Annotated in this window: 9 protein-coding genes and 2 pseudogenes; 5 read left to right on the forward strand and 6 right to left on the reverse strand. The window is 70.0% G+C overall.

From position 1 onward, the window contains the following. Nucleotides 1-3: 3 nt before the first annotated feature. From ATK36_RS28690 to ATK36_RS28700, 3 genes are read right to left on the reverse strand one after another with little or no spacing between them, the layout of a single operon-like run. A complete protein-coding gene (locus tag ATK36_RS28690) occupies nucleotides 4-6,810 on the reverse strand; it encodes a non-ribosomal peptide synthetase/MFS transporter (RefSeq protein ID WP_098514297.1) in 6,807 nt (2,268 codons plus the stop codon). Between the two features lie 16 nt (nucleotides 6,811-6,826). Then, nucleotides 6,827-7,810: an aldo/keto reductase gene (locus tag ATK36_RS28695; protein WP_098514298.1), complete on the reverse strand. Its 984-nt coding sequence runs from the start codon at nucleotides 7,808-7,810 to the stop codon at nucleotides 6,827-6,829. 28 nt (nucleotides 7,811-7,838) lie between these two features. Then, nucleotides 7,839-11,084 carry a non-ribosomal peptide synthetase gene (locus tag ATK36_RS28700; protein ID WP_098514299.1) on the reverse strand — a complete coding sequence of 1,082 codons (3,246 nt, stop codon included), beginning with the start codon at nucleotides 11,082-11,084 and terminating at the stop codon, nucleotides 7,839-7,841. A gap of 123 nt (nucleotides 11,085-11,207) precedes the next feature. Here ATK36_RS28700 and ATK36_RS28705 point away from each other — a divergent pair, with 123 nt between their 5' ends. Together ATK36_RS28705 and menC are read left to right on the forward strand one after the other, a co-directional pair. Further along, a complete protein-coding gene (locus ATK36_RS28705) occupies nucleotides 11,208-12,065 on the forward strand; it encodes a hypothetical protein (protein ID WP_098515261.1) in 858 nt (285 codons plus the stop codon). Then, nucleotides 12,062-13,177 carry an o-succinylbenzoate synthase gene (gene menC, locus ATK36_RS28710; RefSeq protein ID WP_098514300.1) on the forward strand — a complete coding sequence of 372 codons (1,116 nt, stop codon included), beginning with the start codon at nucleotides 12,062-12,064 and terminating at the stop codon, nucleotides 13,175-13,177. Before ATK36_RS28705 ends, menC begins: the two co-directional genes overlap by 4 nt. 19 nt (nucleotides 13,178-13,196) lie before the next feature. Here menC and ATK36_RS31785 read toward each other — a convergent pair. Then, nucleotides 13,197-13,412 (reverse strand): annotated as a pseudogene (locus ATK36_RS31785) (hypothetical protein); the annotation flags it as partial. Nucleotides 13,413-13,476: 64 nt separating this feature from the next. Here ATK36_RS31785 and ATK36_RS34005 point away from each other — a divergent pair. Next, nucleotides 13,477-13,632 (forward strand): annotated as a pseudogene (locus ATK36_RS34005) (helix-turn-helix domain-containing protein); the annotation flags it as partial. Between the two features lie 234 nt (nucleotides 13,633-13,866). Here ATK36_RS34005 and ATK36_RS34010 read toward each other — a convergent pair. Next, the gene (locus ATK36_RS34010; protein ID WP_098514302.1) at nucleotides 13,867-14,274 is read right to left on the reverse strand and encodes an aegerolysin family protein; all 408 of its coding nucleotides are present in this window, start codon (nucleotides 14,272-14,274) and stop codon (nucleotides 13,867-13,869) included. Between the two features lie 299 nt (nucleotides 14,275-14,573). Further along, on the reverse strand, nucleotides 14,574-15,014 hold the full coding sequence (locus ATK36_RS28725) for an aegerolysin family protein (protein ID WP_098514303.1): 441 nt from the start codon (nucleotides 15,012-15,014) through the stop codon (nucleotides 14,574-14,576). Nucleotides 15,015-15,767: 753 nt separating this feature from the next. Between ATK36_RS28725 and ATK36_RS28730 the strand changes: the two genes are divergently transcribed. Both ATK36_RS28730 and ATK36_RS28735 read left to right on the forward strand, forming a co-directional pair. Further along, a complete protein-coding gene (locus tag ATK36_RS28730) occupies nucleotides 15,768-16,925 on the forward strand; it encodes an NAD(P)/FAD-dependent oxidoreductase (RefSeq protein WP_098514304.1) in 1,158 nt (385 codons plus the stop codon). After that, nucleotides 16,922-17,191, forward strand: coding sequence for a (2Fe-2S)-binding protein (locus tag ATK36_RS28735; protein ID WP_098514305.1), 270 nt, complete (start codon nucleotides 16,922-16,924; stop codon nucleotides 17,189-17,191). Before ATK36_RS28730 ends, ATK36_RS28735 begins: the two co-directional genes overlap by 4 nt. The last annotated feature ends 41 nt before the right edge of the window (nucleotides 17,192-17,232 follow it).

Genomic DNA, 17,232 nt, shown 5'->3' on the forward strand with positions numbered 1-17,232 from the left:
TCTTTAGCGTCGGTGGGCAGCGAGTAGTTCGTCGGCCTCGCGCTGCAGGTCGTCGCGGGTGCCGATGGTGTCCGGGGGAACCGCGTCCGGCAGGTCGTCCTCGATCAGCCGGAGCCGGGCGTTGCGCCGGCCGAGCAACGCCCAGGCCAGCTGGAGCACGCCACTGAGCACGATCAGCAGGGCGAGCCCACGGCCGGGATCGTCGAACAGCGGCTGCACATAGCGTTCCGCCAGCGGGCCGACCACCAGGTAGCCCAGCGGCATGGTGAGCATCATCAGGGAGATGAACAGCGAGAGCACCCGGCCCTGCAGTTCGAGACCGACTTTCCCTTGCACGATCGCGATCCAGTGGCCGTCGGCCAGCGATTCGCCGAAGCCGACCAGGAACATGCCGAGCACGATCAGCGCCGGCACGGTGCTGACGCCGACGAGCACCATGGCCACGCTGCCGAGGGCCATCGAGATCAGCATGCCGTGCGTGCGCCGCTTCGTCCCGCCCCAGATGCCCATCACGACACTGCCGGCGAGGCCGCCGACGCCACCCGCGCCCAGCGCCATCCCCATCACCGACTCGGGCTGGTCGAGCAGCAGCATCGGCGTGATCACCGCGAAGCCCAGCGTGTAGAAGACGTGGTCGATGACGAAGAACCGGAGCGCGGCGCGCAGCCCGGGCCGACGCACGATGTAGCGCCAGCCGTGGCGGATTTCGGTGCGGAAGTTCTCTTCACGGCGGCGGAACAGCAGGTTCGGGAACCGCGTGAACAGGAGCGTGACCGCGCCGACCGCGAAGGTGGCCATGTCGACAAGCAGCACGCCGCCCACGCCGAGCGGGCCGAGTAGCGCGGCGCCGAGCATGGGGGAGAAGACCTGGCCGACGCCGAGACCGAGCTGTCCGATCCCGCTGGCGTGCCCGAGATACCGCTTCGGCACGAGCTGGGCGACCGCCGCGAGGTAGGCCGGTCGCTGGAACGCGCTGGCCACCGAAGTGACGATCACGGCGAGGTAGACATGCCACAGGTGCAGGCCGTCGCTCAGCATCAAGGTGGCCAGCGCGGCCATCGAAAGCCCGGCCGCGCTGTCGCTGGCCAGCATCACCCGGCGCCGGTCCCACCGGTCGGCGACCGCGCCGGCGAGTGGCCCGGCGAGGATGCCGGGCAGCAGGCCGATCGCGTTGACCAGCGCGAAATCGGTGGTCGACCCGGTCTGCCGGAACACCCAGATGCTCAGCACCAGGGTGCTCAGCCCGCTGCCGATCATGGACAGGAACTGCCCGAACGCGACCAGCGCGAACTTGCGCAGGTTCGGCGCGGCCGAGGGCACCGGGGCCGGGGCGGCGGACGGGCCGCCGGTGACGAACCGGGTCAGCGCCGCGGCGAGAGCTTCCGCGTGGGTCTTGAGGAAGAAGTGCCCGGCCTGGGGGAGCACGGCGAGGCCGACGCCGCCGTCGGTGAAGTGCCGCCATTCCGCCTGGCGTTCCTGGTAATGCTCGGTGACCCGGTCGCGGGCGCCGACGACCGCGAGGATCGGCGCCTGCACCCGCTCGAACGATCCGCGGTAGGCGGCGGTGAAGTACTCCTCGGCGTCGCGGGCGTCGTGCCGGACGTTGCGGAGCACGAACGCCCGCTGGTCCTCGTCGTCGACGTCGGTGAACCCGCCGCGGGCGCGCAAGTAGGCGAGGTACTCGCGGTCCGAAGTGAACCGGTCGACCGGCAGGTGCCGGTAGATCCAGTCGAAGACCTTCCCCGGCAATCGCGCGGTCGGGAATCCCGCGCCGAGCGCGACTCCGGCCAGCGTCACCCCGGCGGCTTCGGCTCGCCGGGCGACGTCCACGGCCAGCGCGACACCGAGGCAGTGTCCATAAAGGAGGATCGGGCCGTCGATTTCCCCTAGCTCGCCGACGATCCGATCGGCCACCACGGAGGCCGGTTGCAATGCCTCCGCGGGCCGGGAACGGTCGTGGCCGGGCAGTTCCACCGCCTGCAGCGCCCAGCCGTCGGGCAATGCATCCGCGAGCGGCTGGTAGGCGACGGCGCTGCCGCCGGAATAGGGGATCGCCACGACGGTGTGGCCATTCGTGGTCGCGTCGCTCGGGGTCAGCCGGTGGAGCAGACGATCGTCGCCAGGCCCGGCCGTGGCGCGTTCGTCGAGGTGGGCGGCGAGCCGGCGGATGGTGGCGTGCCGGTAGAACTCGACCAGGCTGGGCGAAGGCTCGATGCGGCGGACGACCTTGAGTGCGGCGAACGAATCCCCGCCGAGCGCGAAGAAGCTGTCGTCGATCCCGGGTTCTTCGACGCCGAGCACCGCCGACCATGCGGTGGCAATACGACGTTCGGTCGCGGTGCGGGCTTTCGCTCCGGCGGTGTCCCCATCGGACGGTGCTGGTAGCGCTCGCCGGTCAAGTTTTCCGTTGGGGGTCAAGGGAAGGGCGTCCAGGACGAGGATCCGGGCCGGGATCAGATGGCCCGGCAGGCTGTCCGCGAGCCCGTCGCGGAGAGTGGCCTCGTCGCTGCCGTCGCGGGTAACGACGTAGCCGATCAGCTGGGCGAGTCCGTCCGGTCGTTGATGGATGGCCGCGGCGGACGCGGTGACGTGGGGCAGCGTGCTGAGCGCGGCTTCGATCTCGCCGAGTTCGACGCGGTATCCGTTGACCTTGACCTGGTCGTCGAGCCGGCCGAGGAAGTCGACCGTGCCGTCGAAGTGGTACCTCGCCGAGTCGCCGGTCCGGTACATCCGCGCGTCCGGAGTGCTTGCGAACGGATCCGGCACGAAGCGTTCCGCGGTCAGTTCGGGCCGGTTGTGGTAGCCGGGGGAGACGCCGAGGCCACCCAGATATAGCTCACCGATTACGCCCGCGGGCACCGGTCGGCGGTCGGAATCCACTACGTAGACCCGGTTGTTCGGAAACGGCCGCCCGATCGGCAGTGGGGCGTCTGCGGCGAGATGCCCGGCCGGGCCTTCGAAGCGGACGTTGTCCACGGTGACTTCGGTGACGCCGTAGGAGTTCACCACCCGGTTGCCCGGACCGACCAGGCGGCGGGCGAGTTCGTACTCCCGCACGTGCCACTTCTCGCCGCCGCCGATCAGCAGGTCCACAAAGGACAGATCGGTGCCGGCGCGGTCGGCATGGTCGAGCAGTGCCCGAAGGACCGCGGGCACGAGTTCGGTGCAGTTCACCTGTTCGGCCCGCATCAGCTCGTACAGGCCGGCCGGGTCGAGCAGGGTTTCCCGTGGGGCCACGACCAGTCGGCCGCCGCTGAGGTGGGCGCGCAGGGTCTCGCCGACGAACATGTCGAACGAGAAGCTCGCCGCCTGCAGGTATGTCCACTCCGGACGGAGCCGGTAGTCCTGCTGCCACATTCCGGCCGCGTGCACCAGATTCCGGTGCGTGATCACGACACCCTTGGGCCGCCCGGTGGAGCCGGAGGTGTAGATGACGTACGCCGGATCGTCTCCCGTGTTGACGACGGGCAGCGCACTGTCGTCTTCGGACAGCCCGGTGGCCAGATAGGACTCGTCGATCACCGTTGCCGGGTCGCTGTCGGCGAGCATGTAGGCCAGCCGATCCGGCGGATAGGCCGGGTCCAGCGGGACGTAGGCGCCGCCTGACTTGAGTACCGCCCACATCGCGATGAACAGGTCGACGCCGCGGTCCAGGTTGATCGCGACCCGGTGGCCCGGTCGTACGCCTTCGGCACGCAGCCGCCGGGCGAGCCGGTTGGCGCGGCAGTCGAGATCGACGTAGCTGAGCGTGGTATCGCCGACAGTCAGCGAGGGGGCGTCCGGCGCCGCTGCAACGCGGCGTTCGAACAGTTCGTGCACGGTGGTCGCGTCCGGCACCGGGGCGGCGGTGTCGTTCCAGTCGTGCAGGATGCGGTGCTGCTCGGCTTCGGTGAGCAGTGGCAGCCGCGTGATCGGGGTTCGGGCGTCGGTGGTCGCCGCGTCGAGGAAGGTCACCAAGTGGTCCAGCAACGCTTCGATGCGCCTGCCGTCGAAGATTTCGGTGGCGTAGTCGGCGTGCAGAACCGCGCCGTCGTCCGGGAAATCGAGGGCGAGACAGAGATCGACCATGCTGGCCGCCGGAGCGAGTTCGCCCGCATAGCGGACGACGTCGCCGGGTGCCGGGGTGTTGTGCACGGTCAGCATCACCGGGCTCAGCCGCTTGCCCGCGCCGGACCGGGCCAGCGCGGCCACCAGGTCCGGCAGGGCCAGGTCCTGGTGGTCGAGATCGTTCAGCACGGCGGTCCGGACGCGGGTGACGAGTTCGGCGAACGACGGCTCGCCGGTGACGTCGCCACGCAACGGGAGGACGTTCAGCGCAGGCCCGATCACCGAGGCCAGCTCGCTGGTCGGCCGCCCGGCCACCGGTGACAGCACCGTCAGATCAGTCCGCCCGGTGTATCGGCGGAGCACGGCCTGGAGCCCGGCCAGCAGCACCATGAACAGGCTCGCCCGCTGCCCGCCTGCGTAGGTGCGCAGTCGCTCCAACAGGGCGGGGTCGAGACGACGGCCGACGCGCTCGGCGGCGTGGGAAGGCGCGGCCGGCCGGGTGCGGTCGGTGGGCAGTTCGAGGTCGAGATCCGCGCCGGAAAGCCTTTCCTGCCAGTACGTCACGAGTGCCGGGTTGGCATGGGCGCGGGCGCTCAGCGCGGAGAGATCAGGGACCGGACGGGCAAGGGGCAGCGAGTGTGTCGCGGTGCCGGATTCGGCTTGGTAGAGCACCGCGAGTTCCTGGCCGAACACCCCGGCGGACCAGCCGTCGAAGGCGAGATGGTGCACGATCAGGACCAGCTCGTCGCGGTCGAGGTAGGCGTGCGCGATCGGGCCGTGCCGGTAGTCGATTCCGGCGCGGTCCGGCTCGCCGAGGGTGAGCGGGATGGTCGCGTCCGGCTCGATGAGCAGGCTCGGCTCGGTCCCGTCGTCGGGGAAACGGGCTCGCAGCAACGGATGCCGGCGCGAGAGTTCGGCGAGAGCGCCAGTCAGGGCGGGTACGTCGACCGGAACTGTCCAGCGGTAGCGGATGCCCAGGGTGTATACCGGGAGATCGGCGCACAGCTGCTCGGCGATCCAGTAGTCGCGCTGCATCGGGTTCAGTCGCTGCGGGACCGCCTCGGCGAGCGTGGCGACGGAGGTCTCCGGACGTCCGGCGGCATCGGCGATCACCTGGGCCAGCGCGGCGACGGTCGAGTCGGCGTACCACTTCGTGAGCGTGAGTTCCGCGCCGTGCACGCGGCGCAGGGCGGCGATCAGCCTTACCGCGTCGAGCGAATCACCGCCGAGCGCGAGGAAGTCGTCCGCCGGATCGGTGACCGGGAGGCCGAGCACGTTGCTGAACAACGTGGCGGCGGCCTGTTCGGTGTCCGTCCACAAAGTATCCGAAGTGGACTCGACAGCGGAAACCCGGGCGGCCAGGGCGGTTTTGTCGATCTTGCCCTGCGGGTTCAGCGGCAGCCGGGGGTGCGGGACGAGCGCGCTCGGGACGAGGTGAGCGGGCAGCTGCCCGGTGAGATGCTCGCGCACGGTGGCGAGGTCGACCGTGCCGTCGGTGACGACGTGCCCGACCAGCCGGGCGCGGCCGGCGCGGTCGTCGGCCACCACGACGGCGTCGGTCACGCCGCCGATCTCGCGCAGGGCCGCCTCCACCTCCGCCGGTTCCACCCGGTAGCCACGGATCTTCACCTGCTCGTCGAGCCGGCCGAGGAACTCCAGCTGCCCATCCACGGCGCGGCGCACCCGGTCGCCGGTGCGGTACTCGCGGCCGTGCTCCGGCGTCGTGACGAATCGTTCGGCAGTCAGCTCGGGGCGGTTGAGATAGCCTTCGACCACGCCGATGCCGCCGATCAGCAGCTCGCCGTCATCGCCGATCCGGCAGGTCACACCCCGGTGCGGGACGCCGATCGGGACCACGTCGCCGGACCATTCGGTGACGTCCGCGACGGTGGCGCCGACGGTGGTCTCGGTCGGGCCGTAGGTGTTGTACAGCCGTACTTCGCGACGCACCACGGACTGCCACCGCCGCACTGCGTCCGGGCGAGCGGTCTCGCCACCGATGATCACGCAACGGATGCTGCTGGGCACCGCCGCCCCGCCGCGGTCCAGCTCGGCGACGAGTTCGTGCCAGTACGCGGTCGGCAGGTCCAGCACGGTGATCCCGAGCGCGGCGCAGCGGGCGAGGAACAGATCGGGACGGCTGATCATGTCGTCGTCGCGCAGGACCAGGGTCGCGCCGCGGATCAGCGGGCAGAAGATCTCCTCGACGCTCGTGTCGAAGCTCAGCGAGGCGAACTGCAGGATCCGGTCGCCCTCGGCGAAGGCGAACCGGTCCGCGAAGGCCTCGGTGAAGTCCGCCAGTGACTGGCGGCCGACGAGCACCCCCTTGGGCCGCCCGGTCGAACCCGAAGTGAAGATGACGTACGCCGGATTCTCCCGGGCAACGCTGTTCTCCAGCGGCTGCACGCCGTCTTCGGTGACGATCGCCCGTGGCCGGGTCTCCTCGATCATCATGGCCAGCCGGGCTTCCGGATAGACCGGGTCGAGCGGTATGTAGCCGGCCCCGGCCCGCAGCGTCGCGAGGATGGCCACGATCGCGTCCCGGCCTCGCGGCAGGCGGATACCGACGAGGTCGCCCGCGCGCACGCCTGCCTCGTCCAGCCGGCGCGCCATCTCGGCGACACAGCCGAGGAGGGTTTCGTAGTCCAGTTCGCCGGCCGCGTCCACCAAGGCCACCGCGCGAGGGGTCAGCGCGGCCTGCGCGGCCACGGACGACCAGATGTCGCTGTCCACTGTGGAGGGCGGGGCAACGGTTCGAGTCACTGGGTCTCCTCGGCTCTCACATCGACCATGGCGTGGGCGTGCGGTCCCAGCGGTGTGCGCGCAGCGCGTCCAGCAGCTCCGGCGGCAGCGGGTCGGCGCCGGAGACCTGCAGGTTGGCGCGGACGTGCTCGGGACGCCGCATCCCAGGGATGACCGCAGAAACGGCCGGGTGGTGCAGAATGAACCGCAATGCCAGCTCCGGCAAGGTGATTCCGTCCGGAATCAGCGCACGCAGCGCCTCGACCCGTGCGACGGTCGGCGGCAGATTCTCCGGTCCGAAGTAGACGGCTCGCCAGTCCTCGGCCGGGAACGCCGTTTCCGCGGTCAGGGTGCCGGTCAGCGAGCCTTCGTCGAACGGGACTCGCGCGATGATCGCGATGTCCTCTTCGAGCGCCCGGGGGAACAGCTCGTCCTCGGGGGCCTGGTCGAAGACGTTGTAGATGACCTGGATCGCGTCGATCAGCCCGGTGTCCAGCGCGGCGAAGCAGTTCTCCGGTTCCCAGCGATTCACGCTGATGCCGAACCCGTCGATCAGGCCGTCTTCCTTGAGCCGGGCGACCGCGTCCTGCCAGCCGGGTTCGGCGGCCCAGCGGTCCTCCCAGACGTGGAACTGCAGCAGATCGATCTTCGCCACGCCGAGGTTGTCGAGACTCCGCTTGGTGTAGTCCAGGATGTGCGCGGCAGGGAAGACGTCTTCGAGCGTGTCCTGCGGGCGCGGCGGCCATTCGCGGTTGAGCGGGGGGATCTTGGTGGCGATCCGCATGTCCGCGTCCGGACGGCGGCGCCGCAGCTCGCCGAGCAGGCATTCCGATGTGCCGCGGCCGTAGACCCAAGCGGTGTCGAAGAACGTGCAGTCCAGGTCCACCGCCAGATCGAGGGCGGTGGGCGCGACGTCATAGTTCCAGCCGGTGAATCCGCCCGGTCCGCCGCCGATGCCCCACATGCCGTACCCGACTTCGCCGACCTGCCAGCCGAGCCTGCCCATGGTGCGCTGTTTCATCCGCTTCTCCTGCTCCGGTCTTTTCGCCTCAGACACCGGCTCGTTCTTCCATCCGGCCGAAGTAGGCCGGGTTGTCCTGCAACAGGTTCTCCAGCACGGCACGCACGCTTTCCTCGTCGGCCGCGTCGCCGCCGCGGTGGTCGAGGACTGTCAGCAGCCTGCCCAGCTCGACGTCCCCGGCCGCGGCGGCGGTGCGAAGCTCGGCGAGGAAGTGCAAACAGGACACTCGGTGCGTGACCCCGGCCAGCTCGTCGAAGTTCACCGTCCCCGGGCAGTACACGTGCCGCGCGCGGGTTCGCTCGGGCGTGCCGAGTTCCGCGACGACGGCGGCGGCCACCGTGTCGACCGGGCTGTAGTCGGACCGGAGCACGGCCCGGGGTACCGCGCCGAGCCGCCGGAACGCGGTGAGCAGCAGATGGGTCACCGCGTTCGGATTGGGTACCGGGACATCGGTGGCGGGCATGACTTCGCCCAGCCGCAGCACCGTCGACGGCAGGTCCGTCGCGGCCCGGACCAGCCGCTCGGCCACCCACTTCGACAGGCTGTACCCGCTCGTGGGCGGGGTCACTCCGGTGATGTCGATGTCCTCGGGCACCGCCCGGCCGTGGGTCACCGCGTGGTCGTAGAGCACACCTAGCGTCGAAATGTGGTGCAGCGCAATGCCACCGGCTTCGTGGGCGAGGCGGATGATCTCCGCGGTGCCCAGCACGTTCGGCTCGCGGTGCATGCGGTAGTCGTAGACGAGATTGACCAACGCTCCACTGTGGACGATCAGATCGCATTCCCGGACGAGGGAACGCCAGCGGGCGGGGCTCAGGCCGAAACCCGGGCGGGCCAGGTCGCCGGCGTACACCGTCGTCCGGGTGAGGCAATCGGGATGGGTCAGCCGGTACTCGGCGAGCGTGGCGAGAAGCCGTTGCCGCGCATGGGCGTCGTCCCGGCCACGGACCAGGCAGATCACCCGGAGGCCGGTCCGGGCGAGGAGTTCGTGCAGCACCCGGGCGCCGACGAAGCCGGACGCGCCGGTGAGCAGCACGGTACGTGCCGTGTTCCGGCGAGACCCGGCCCGTGCGGCGGGTGTGCTGAGCGTAGCGAGGTCGGTGGCGACCAGCTCGGCCACCGGGGTGGGCGGCCGGTGGTGCGCGAGCACGGCGTGCAACGCGGTCGCGGTCGGATGCTCGACCAGATCGCGGACGCCGAGGTCTGCCCGGAACCGGGTGTTCAGTTCCAGCACCGCGGAGATCGCTTGCAGGGAATTCCCGCCGGTGGCGAAGAAATCCTCGTCCGCGGTCAGGTGCGGGCGCCGGAGCACGGTCCGCAGGATCGCCAGCACGGGATCGCCGGTGGCGGCCGGAACCGGCTCCAGCTGCCTGCCCAGTCGGCGGCGGTCGACCTTGCCCGCGTCGGTCAGCGGAAGCTCGTCCACGACCTCGACGCGCTGTGGCAGGCTGCCCCGCGGCAGCCGGTCCCGCAGGTGGGCGAGCACTTCCGGGGCACCGGCCGTCCCGGTGACGGCCAGCACCAGCTCGCGATTCGCCGCGGGCCCGGCGGCGAGCGCGACCGCTTGCCGGACGCCGGGGCAGGTCAAGGACACGTTCTCCAGCTCGCCCGGTTCCACCCGAACGCCGCCGATCTTGACCTGATCGTCGATCCGGCCGGCGAAATGGAAGCGCCCGGCCGGATCGAGATACCCGAGGTCGCCGGTGCGGTATTGCCGTCCGAACGGGGGCCGGGTGACGAACCGTTCCGTGGTGCGCTGCGGCTCGCGGTGGTACCCGGCGCCGACGCAGGCGCCGCCGAGAACGATCTCTCCGGTCGCGCCAGGCGGCAGGGGACGGCCTTCGGCGTCGACGATCACCGCGGTGCAGTTGTCGATCGGGCGGCCCAGCGGGATGTCGTCGCCATCGGCGGCGCGCACCTCGTGGAAGATCATTCCGATGGCCGCTTCGGACGGTCCGTAGGCGTTGCTGATCCGCAGGCCTGGCAGCAATTCCCGGAGACGGTGCACGTCGCGGGGGTTGATCTGCTCGCCACCGACCACGAGGTGCCGCAGGGAACGCAGCCGGGTGGCGGTGGCCGGGCGCTGTTCCAGCAGGCGCAGCAGAGCGTTCAGCACGGCCGGGACGAAGTCGGTGACGGTGACCTCGTGCGTTTCGATCAGGTCGACCAGCTGCGGCAGGTCGAGGTGGTCCCCGGCGGCGGGGACCACGGTCGCACCGCCGGTGGTCAGCGGCCAGAAGAGCTGCCAGAACGCCGAATCGAAGGTGTGCCGGGTGTTCTGCAGCACCACTTCGCGGCCGGGCGGTACACCGAACCATCGGTCCATGAAGGACAGCCGGTTCGCCAGGCTGCGGTGGAAGTTCAAGGCGCACAGCGGGGTTCCGGTGGTGCCCGAGGTGTACACGCCGTAGCAGATCGCGTCCGGACCGGGCAGGTTGCCGAGCGGGGCACCAGTGCCGCGAGCAGGGGCGGAGACGGCGCGATCGCGGTGGGCGGCGGGCACGGTCTCCGGATCCGTGCACACCACGAGCGGGCTGTCCAGGAGATCCAGGACGCGTTCGACGCGCTGCGCGGGCCAGCCCGGATCGATCGGTACGTAGCCCGCCCCGGCGAACATCACAGCCGCCCAGGACACCGGCAACGCGAGACCGCCGGAGACCAGGACCGGTACCAATGCGGAGCCGTGGATCCGGGTGGCCAGTGCCTCCGCGCGGGTGACGAATTCCCGGTAGGTCAGTGTGCCGTCCGCGGCATACACCGCGATGGCGTCCGGAGTGGACAGCGCGGCGGCGTGGATCCGTTCCGGGACACTCCGATACGGACCGTTCTCCGCGATCGTCCCGGCAAGCGGGCCGAGCACCGCGGCCCGGGTCGTCTCGGACAGCGCTGCCGTGGCTTGGAGGTCCAGACCAGGATCGGCGAGCAGAGCACCGAGGATCTCACCGTGCATCTCCGCGACCGCCGACGCCGCGCGTTCCCAGGGATCGCCTGGTGGGCAACTGATTTCGACGCACAGCCAACCCTGCTCGACGTGCACCCGGGCGACCGGCCCGGCGATACCGTCCGCGACGGTGCGGGTGTGTACGGTGATCACCGCGCCTCGATGGTCCTGCGCGGCGGCGGTTTTCGCCGACAGCGCCAGGTCCCGGTCGAGCCGCCGGGCCACTTCCGCGAGCGCCCGGACGGCAGCGTTCGCCGATGGTGCTTCGGTTGTGGCCGGGAAAGGGAGCCGGTGGGCTCCTGGGGTCGAGAAGACCCGATTGCCCGGATTCATACGGCCACCCAAGTGAATCCAGCGGTCCGGTGCGCGGCGGGCAGGCGACGGCTGCCCGAACTTGATCTGAACGGTGGGTGCGGACGCTGTCGCGTGATCGCCCGCAGTGCCGATGATGCCGTCATGGACACAGTCGTTACGACGATCAGAGCAAGGAAAAGCGCGGCGGCCGCCGCGAGCCGCGCCGGGGTCGTGCTCCGGCCACTCGACTCCACTGCGGACAGTTTTGCGTGCGAACGGTTTCTCAGCGCGGTCTGGCGGACCGGTCCGTCCCGTCCGCCGATCGCGGCCGATGTGATCAAGGCCATCGCGGACGCGGGAAGCTATGTGGCCGGGGCGTTCGACGAGCGCACGGACACCCTGCTGGGGGTCTGCATTGGACTGTGGGGCCCGCCGGATCGGCCCGGAATGCACAGTCACCTGGCCGGAGTGCTGGACTCCGCGCGGGGCAGGCACGTCGGTCTCGCGCTCAAACTGGATCAGCGCGCGCACGCGCTCGAATCCGGGGTAACGCGGATCACCTGGACCTTCGATCCACTGGTGGCTCGCAATGCCTCCTTCAACCTCGGCAAACTCGGTGGCACGGCAACGAAGTACCTGCCCGACCACTACGGGCGGCTCAGCGACGGGCTGAACGGCACCGACGACACGGATCGGTTGATGCTGCAATGGGATCTGCTCGATGACCGGGTGATCGCGGTGTGTGACGAAGGAATACCGAATGAGCACCACAGCCCGGCCCCGTATGTTCTGGCGGCGGTCGAAGGCCGGCCGGTTTCCCATCCCGTCAAGGTAAAAAAGGTCATGGTCGCGGTACCTTCGGACATAGAAATGGTGCGGCTGCACGATCCCGTGCTCGCCGGGCAGTGGCGGGCGGCCGTGCGGGAGGTCCTCGGCGGACTGCTCGCCGACGGCGCCCGGGTGCTCGGCTTCGTCCGTTCGGCGGAGGCCTATCTGGTCGAATCGGGGGAATGGCAGTGAAAATCGACCGCGTCGTGCTGCGGCGGATCTCGCTGCCGCTGGTCCGTCCGTTCCGTACCTCGCTCGGTGTCGAGTACGAACGTCCGGCATTGCTCGTGCACGTGACCACATCGGACAGTGAGGGCTGGGGTGAATGCGTCGCGGGCGCGGACGCCGGCTACTCCTCGGAGTACTTGGCGGGCGCTGAAGACGTCCTCGCCCGGCATCTGGTGCCTCCGTTGCTCGCGGCGGGGAACGTGACCGCGCCATCGGTGGCCCCGATGCTCGCCGGTGTCAAGGGACATCGGATGGCGAAGGCGGCGTTGGAGACGGCCGTGCTGGACGCGGAACTCCGTGGCTACGGCATGTCCTTCGCGACCAGCCTCGGCGCGGTGGCCGATCGCGTGCCGAGCGGCGTGTCGGTGGGCATCATGGATTCGGTGCCGGAACTGCTCGACGCGGTGGGCGGCTACCTCGAGGCCGGGTACCGGCGGGTCAAGCTGAAGATCGAGCCGGGCTGGGACGTCGAGCCGGTCCGCGCCGTCCGGGAGCGGTTCGGCGAGGACCTGCCGCTGCAGGTCGACGCGAACGGGGCGTACGCGCTGGGCGACGCCCGCCACCTCGCGCGGCTCGACGGTTTCGGCCTGCTGCTGATCGAGCAGCCGCTCGACGAGGAGGACCTGCTCGGGCACGCCGAGCTCGCCCGGCAGCTGCGCACCCCGATGTGCCTGGACGAATCGATCGTTTCCGCCCGTTCGGCCGCCGCGGCGATCACGCTGGGCGCCTGCCGGATCGTGAACATCAAACCCGGCCGGGTCGGCGGCTACCTCGAAGCCCGCCGGATCCACGATGTGTGCGCCGCGCACGGGGTCGCGGTCTGGTGTGGCGGAATGCTGGAGACCGGGCTCGGCCGCGCCGGGAACCTCGCGCTCGCGGCACTGCCGAACTGCACCCTCCCGGGAGACGTCTCGGCCTCCCGCCGGTACTACGAGACCGACCTGACCGAGCCGTTCACGCTGGTGGACGGGTACCTGCCGGTGCCGTCCGGGCCCGGCCTCGGGGTCACGCCGATCCCGTCGGTGCTGGCCGAGGTGACCACGGCGGTGCGCGAGCTGGGCGCCGCGGCGGGCTAGGGAGTGTCCGCTGATCGCGGACGCGGTGGTGGATGATCAAGCAGGCGAGGAGGCCGCCGCCGAGGTAGGTGGTGGCGTAGTTGTCGCGGCGGGTGGCGATGGCGCGCCACTGTTTGAGTCGGCCGAAGCCGCGCTCGATGGTGTTGCGGTCCTTGGAGATCTCGGCGTCGAACGCCCGTCCGGCTCCCGTTCCTGGATCACGGGGGTGTTCTCCCACGCTGCCGGACGGGCGGCGGTACCTCCACCCCGGAGTGCGCGCGAACCCGAAGGTGGCCTGATCCGCACGGAGACTGGCCACTATGGACGCTCGGCTGCCTCCTCGCGGTCGTCGGGCACGGGAGCGTGCCGGGGCGCCGTTTCGTGGCGCAGCCTCGCCGGCGCAGGCCATCCAGGCGCTCGAACGTGATCTCGGGCAGAACCTGTTCCACCGGATCGGTCGGCGCCTGGTGCTCACCGAGGCCGGGAAGGCCCTGATCGAGCCCGCGCACCAGGTGGTGCGCGGGCTCGCCGACGCGAGCGAGGCGGTGGCCGGGCTGCGGGCCGGGCGGATGGAGCTCGCGGCCATGCCCTCGCGGCCGGTCGATCCGCTGCCGCGGATGATCAAGGCGGTCACGGCCGCGCATCCGGGCCTATCGGTGACCGTGCGGGCCGCGTCCACCGCCTGCGAGGTGCTCGACCGGTCGGCGGACCTAGCGGCGGCGGGTGTCGGCGACCTCGATCGAGAGGGTCTCGCGCGGACCCGACCCTGCGAATCCGGTGACCTTGACGAGGATGTCCTCCTCGGAGGATTCCACCTTGATCATGTTCTTCGCCTCGTCCGGCCACGGCACCTCCCAGTAGATCGTGAACCACGCGGTCTTGTCGTCGCCGATCCGGTACGTGACCTCGCCCTCGGTACCCGCCGAACTCTGGTCCAGGCCGGTCGCGATGAATGCCTGCGCGGTCTGGTGCGCGGGAACGCGTTTGACCGGGCCGGAATCGAACTTGCCCCACTGGAGGGCCGTCGACTTCAGCATGAAATCCGAATCCGTGGCATTGCTGATAGTGCAGGCAAGCTGGAAAAGTTTCGTGTTCTTCTGGGTCTGTGTGGTCGTCATGTGCTCCAGGGTCCTCCCGGGTGGGCTCCGAAACCAGCAAGGTGATCGCGATCCACTCGGTATCGCGGAGGTTCACTCGTCGATTGCGGGGAACGGCTCCTGGCGGACACGGACCGGCGCGGTTCATCCGGCGAGGTCACCCATTCTCCGCCCGGGTCACCAAGGGGAATGTTCTCCGCGTCGTCAAGCTCACCGCGCGTTTGTCATTTCCTCCGGCGTTTCCTGGAATTACGAGAAGCGGAGCCCGGCGCTATGCCGGACTCCGCGCGAGTGTGCGTGGTCGACGAGGGCCGGGGCGGCTACGACTTGCGTCCGTCGACGACCTTGATGACGACGGCCTCTACCGACCCGGAGCCTTTCCAGCCGGTGACCTGGACCGCGATGTCGTCGTCCGAGGCCTCGGCCTTCAGGTGATTGTCGCAGCCGGCGCACCAGGTCACGTCCCAGTAGATGGTCACCACGGTTTTCGCGTCGTCCCCGAACTGATAGACCACCGTGCCCTCGGTCCCCGAGGAGCTGCCGGCCTTGCCGCTGGTCCGGAAGGCCGGAATCTCCTTCTTCGAGGGAATGGTTTCCACCGGTGAAAAGTTCGGGTCATCGTAGAACTTTCCCCATTTGAGTTCCTTCGACTGGAGCGTCAAGGCGACATTGGCGCGGTTGTCGATCGTGCAGATGAACTGAATTGTCTCGGATTCGACCTTGAGGTCGTCGTCTTTGGTTATGGTATTGGATTTGGTCATGGCTCGAGAGTCCTCCCGCGCCGAGCCTGAAACCAGGGCGGTAATCGCGATCTACCCGGCCGTGCCCGCGTTCACCCCGTTGCCCGGCGGAAACGACGTTCCCGGACACGGACGGGCAGTGACCACCGGGTCCGATCACCAGTGTCGGCGACCCGGCGGCCACGAACGGGAGACCCCTGAGGTGAGGAGGCCCCCGCGCGCACCGGATCTCGGCGGACGCTTGAATCGCGGGCCGAGCGGCCCCAGACTCTCTCCGACGATCCCGGCTGGAGGCCTGACGCAGGGTCTCGGCAAAGTCGGTCGAGGACCCGTGATCAGCAGAGTGAGCCGTGGCTGCCGCGTCATCATCGATGGCGCTTGCCCTCTCGATCTATTGCGCCCGGCAGCGGGCGATGCGGAGGTGTTCGAGATGCGCGACCACCTCGTGGTGTGTGCCGGACCGGTTTCGGGTCTGTGAAGGGGCCCTTCACGGACTCTGAGTCTGTGAAGGGCCCCTTCACAGCCCTTCACGGACCTCCGCGGTCGGCGCAGGGCCCCTCACGCCGACTTTGCCGACACCCTGGAGGCCTGACGCATGAGCCTGCCCCTTCCCGAATCCTTCGCCCGCCATCAGGTTTCCGCCGGCGGTCCGGTGACCGAGGCGCTCCGGGAGTCCTTCCGCGCTTGACCGGTGTTCCCCCTGGTCTATGCAACGTAATGTGTGACATTGTACAGTCGGGGGATGGGCCAGTATCGTCGCCGGAGGGTTCGTCGATGACCGACGTCGTGGTGATCGGCGGCGGGATGGTCGGCGCTGCGTGCGCGTACTACTGCGCCGAGGCGGGGCTGCGGGTCACCGTGGTCGAACGCGGCAGCCCGGGGGGTGGCTCGACCTCCGCGTGCGAGGGCAATCTGCTGGTTTCGGACAAGGAACCCGGCCCGGAGCTGGAGCTGGCGCTGGTCTCCTCGCGGTTGTGGCGGGAGCTGGCCGCGCGGCACGGTGCCGAAACCTTCGAATACCAGGCCAAGGGCGGGGTCGTCGTGGCGACCTCGGCGGAGACGGCCGTCGGGCTGGCCGAGCTGACCGCGGCGCAGCGAGTGTCCGGAGTGGACGCCGCGGACGTGACCGCGGCCGAATTGCGTGAGCTGGAGCCGAACGTCACCCCGGCCGCGATCGGCGGCGCCTACTACCCGCAGGATGCTCAAGTCCAGCCGATGCTCTCCGCGGCCCGGTTGCTGCAGCACGTACGCGCGAAGGGCGGGCGCGTGCTGACCGGCACCACAGTGACCGGTTTCGTCCGCGGTCCCGGCGATACCGTGCTCGGCGTGCGCACCGATTCGCCCACCGCGCCGCAGGTGCTCGGCGAGGCCACGGTGAACGCCGCCGGCACCTGGAGCGGACAGCTCGCCGAGCTTGCCCGCGCGCCGGTCCCGGTGTTGCCGCGCAAGGGTTTCGTCCTGGTCACCGAGCCGCTGCCGCGAGTGGTGCGGCACAAGGTGTACACCGCCGAATACGTGGCGAACGTCGCCAGCAGCGACGCCGGACTGGAGACTTCGGTGGTGGTCGAAGGCACCGGCGCCGGGACTGTCCTGATCGGTGCCAGCCGGGAACGCGTAGGGTTCGACCGGTCCTTCTCACTTCCGGTGGTGCGCCGGCTGGCCGCCCAGGCGATCGAGATTTTCCCTTTCCTGGCCGAGGTTTCACTGCTGCGCACCTACCTCGGCTTCCGGCCGTACTGCCCCGATCACCTCCCGGTGATCGGCGCCGATCCGCGTGCGCCCGGTTTGTTCCACGCCACCGGGCACGAGGGCGCCGGCATCGGGCTGGCGCCCGCGACCGGGTCGCTGATCGCCCAGCTGATCACCGGGTCCGCCCCGGTCCTGGACCCGGCCGCCTTCCGGCCGGAACGGTTCGAGGAGGCCACGCCGTGATCGAATTCCGCTTCGACGGGGAGCCGATCCGCGCCGAACCCGGCCAGACCGTCGGCGCCGCCCTCGTCGCCGCCGGACGGCGCCACTGGCGCACCACCCGCCGCGACGCCGCCCCGCGCGGCCTGTTCTGCGGCATCGGCATCTGCTTCGACTGCCTGGTCACCGTCAACGGCCACCCGAACCGGCGCGCCTGCCTGACCGAGGCGATCGCCGGCGACCAGGTCACCACCCAGGAGGGGCCCGGACGGGATGATCTTGCGTGCTGAGGCCGGGGAGGGGTGTCGTGACTTCACTTGCAGTGCTTGAG

Source organism: Amycolatopsis sulphurea, from assembly GCF_002564045.1.
Lineage (GTDB): Bacteria > Actinomycetota > Actinomycetes > Mycobacteriales > Pseudonocardiaceae > Amycolatopsis > Amycolatopsis sulphurea.